Genomic DNA, 3,504 nt, shown 5'->3' on the forward strand with positions numbered 1-3,504 from the left:
TGTGTTCGGCGGTGTCCTACTTTTCCACCCGTGTGGGTAGTATCATCGGCGCTGGTAGGCTTAGCTTCCGGGTTCGGGATGGGACCGGGCGTTTCCCTGCCGCTATGGCCGCCGTAACTTTATTCACTTTTCAGTGACCCCCAGCGGGTGGGGGAAAATCTTGTGGTGTTTTGGTGGTGGGGTGCGCGAATCCCCTTGGCGGGTTTCTGCGTGTCCAATGGTGTGGATGGGTGTGGTTGCGAGGCGTCACGTGTGACGGTGCGTCAATTCTTCGTCTTCTTACACGGTTGTTTTGTTACCCCAACCCCTTGTGGGGGGTGTGGGTGTGTGTAAGTTTTCGGCCGGTTAGTGCCAGTTCCCTGAACCTATTACTAGGTGTGTAGGTCTGGTCTATCAATCCCGTGGTCTGCGGGGGGCCTTATCCCTCCTAGAGGGTGAGAAGCCTGGTCTTGGAAGAGGTTTCCCGCTTAGATGCTTTCAGCGGTTATCCTGTCCGAACGTGGCTATCCAGCCGTGCCCCTGGTGGGACAACTGGTAAACCAGAGGTTCGTCCGTCCCGGTCCTCTCGTACTAGGGACAGGTTTCCTCAAGCTTCTGACGCGCGCGGCGGATAGAGACCGAACTGTCTCACGACGTTCTAAACCCAGCTCGCGTGCCGCTTTAATGGGCGAACAGCCCAACCCTTGGGACCTGCTCCAGCCCCAGGATGCGACGAGCCGACATCGAGGTGCCAAACCATCCCGTCGATATGGACTCTTGGGGAAGATCAGCCTGTTATCCCCGGGGTACCTTTTATCCGTTGAGCGACACCCCTTCCACTCAGAGGTGCCGGATCACTAGTCCCGACTTTCGTCCCTGCTCGACATGTCCGTCTCGCAGTCAAGCTCCCTTGTGCACTTACACTCAACACCTGATTGCCATCCAGGTTGAGGGAACCTTTGGGCGCCTCCGTTACATTTTAGGAGGCAACCGCCCCAGTTAAACTACCCACCAGGCACTGTTCCTGAACCGGATAGACGGTTCGAGGTTAGAGGCCCAATACGGTCAGAGTGGTATTTCAACAACGACTCCACAACCACTGGCGTGGCCGCTTCACAGTCTCCCACCTATCCTACACAAACCGAACCGAGCACCAATACCAAGTTGTAGTGAAGGTCCCGGGGTCTTTTCGTCCTGCCGCGCGTAACGAGCATCTTTACTCGTAGTGCAATTTCGCCGAGTCTATGGTTGAGACAGTTGAGAAGTCGTTACGCCATTCGTGCAGGTCGGAACTTACCCGACAAGGAATTTCGCTACCTTAGGATGGTTATAGTTACCACCGCCGTTTACTGGGGCTTAAATTCTCCGCTTCACCCCAAAGGGTTAACGGGTCCTCTTAACCTTCCAGCACCGGGCAGGCGTCAGTCCGTATACATCGTCTTGCGACTTCGCACGGACCTGTGTTTTTAGTAAACAGTCGCTTCTCACTGGTTTGTGCCACCCCCCACCGCTACCCACCGCAAGGGTGTTGACAGTAGGAGGTCCCCCTTCTCCCGAAGTTACGGGGGCATTTTGCCGAGTTCCTTAACCATAGTTCACTCGTACGCCTTAGTATTCTCTACCTGACCACCTGTGTTGGTTTGGGGTACGGGCCGTGTGTGAGCTCGCTAGAGGCTTTTCTCGGCAGCATAGGATCACCAAATTCGCCTCACTCGGCTATGCATCACCTCTCAGGATACGTGTTGGACGGATTTACCTATCCAACTCCCTACAGGCTTGCCCCAGTATTACCACTGACTGGTATGGCTACCTTCCTGCGTCACCCCATCGCTTGACTACTACCAGAGAAGATCCCACGCAGCCGGCGACACTCCGCTCCCGAAGGATTGGATCAGCCACCATTTGGGCGGTTAGTACCTCTGATTCATCATGGGCGCGCACACACGGGTACGGGAATATCAACCCGTTGTCCATCGACTACGCCTGTCGGCCTCGCCTTAGGTCCCGACTCACCCTGGGCGGACTGGCCTGCCCCAGGAACCCTTGGTCTTTCGGCGGGCAAGGTTCTCACTTGCCTTATCGCTACTCATGCCTGCATTCTCACTCCCACACCCTCCACAGCTCCATTACCAGGCTGCTTCACTGGGTGCAGGACGCTCCCCTACCCAATACATACGTATTGCCGCGGCTTCGGCGGTGTGCTTGAGCCCCGCTACATTATCGGCGCACAATCACTTGACCAGTGAGCTATTACGCACTCTTTCAAGGGTGGCTGCTTCTAAGCCAACCTCCTGGTTGTCTTCGCGACTGCACATCCTTTTCCACTTAGCACACGCTTAGGGGCCTTAGCCGGCGATCTGGGCTGTTTCCCTCTCGACGCACGGAGCTTATCCCCCGCCGTCTCACTGCCACGCTTACACTTACCGGCATTCGGAGTTTGGCTGACGTCAGTAACCTAGTAGGGCCCATCGGCCATCCAGTAGCTCTACCTCCGGCAAGAAACACGCAACGCTGCACCTAAATGCATTTCGGGGAGAACCAGCTATCACGGAGTTTGATTGGCCTTTCACCCCTACCCACAACTCATCCCCTCAGTCTTCAACCTAAGTGGGTTCGGGCCTCCACGCGGTCTTACCCGCGCTTCACCCTGGCCATGGGTAGATCACTCCGCTTCGGGTCCAGAACACACCACTACACCACACACTCCTGTGCGGATACGCCCTATTCAGACTCGCTTTCGCTACGGCTACCCCACCCGGGTTAACCTCGCGACATGTCCCTGACTCGCAGGCTCATTCTTCAAAAGGCACGCCATCACCCCACCACGAAGGAGGGCTCTGACGGATTGTAGGCACACGGTTTCAGGTACTATTTCACTCCCCTCCCGGGGTACTTTTCACCATTCCCTCACGGTACTAATCCGCTATCGGTCATCAGGAAGTATTCAGGCTTACCGGGTGGTCCCGGCAGATTCACAGCAGATTTCACGGGCCCGCTGCTACTCGGGGACAGTTCCACAACAGAGCATGTGTTTTCACCTACGGGGCTCTCACCCTCTACGGCAGGCCATCCCAAGACCACTTCGACTAACACACACCTTTATCACTGCTGCCCATCACGGCGGTGATGAGAAGAAACGCCCCACAACCCCGCACACACAACCCCCGCCGGGTATCACATGCATACGGTTTAGCCATCCTCCGCTTTCGCTCGCCACTACTCACGGAATCACAATTGTTTTCTCTTCCTACGGGTACTGAGATGTTTCACTTCCCCGCGTTCCCCCCCAACGCCTATATATTCAGCGTTGGGTAACACGACATCACTCGTGCTGGGTTTCCCCATTCGGACACCCTCGGATCCACGCTCGGTTGGCAGCTCCCCGAGGCATATCGCAGCCTCCCACGTCCTTCATCGGCTCCTGATGCCAAGGCATCCACCATGCGCCCTTAAACACTTACAACACAAAAAACCAGAAAAAGAAAAAGAAATTGCACATCAAACACACACAACAACACCCCAACC

Annotated in this window: 2 rRNA genes; both read right to left on the reverse strand. The window is 55.9% G+C overall.

The window, feature by feature from the left end:
• Positions 1-3: 3 nt before the first annotated feature.
• Positions 4-116, reverse strand: a 5S ribosomal RNA gene (gene rrf, locus AWB94_RS23715).
• Positions 117-325: 209 nt separating this feature from the next.
• Positions 326-3,442, reverse strand: a 23S ribosomal RNA gene (locus tag AWB94_RS23720).
• Positions 3,443-3,504 lie beyond the last annotated feature (62 nt).

The sequence above is a fragment of the Mycolicibacterium canariasense genome (genome assembly GCF_002101555.1).
GTDB lineage: Bacteria > Actinomycetota > Actinomycetes > Mycobacteriales > Mycobacteriaceae > Mycobacterium > Mycobacterium canariasense.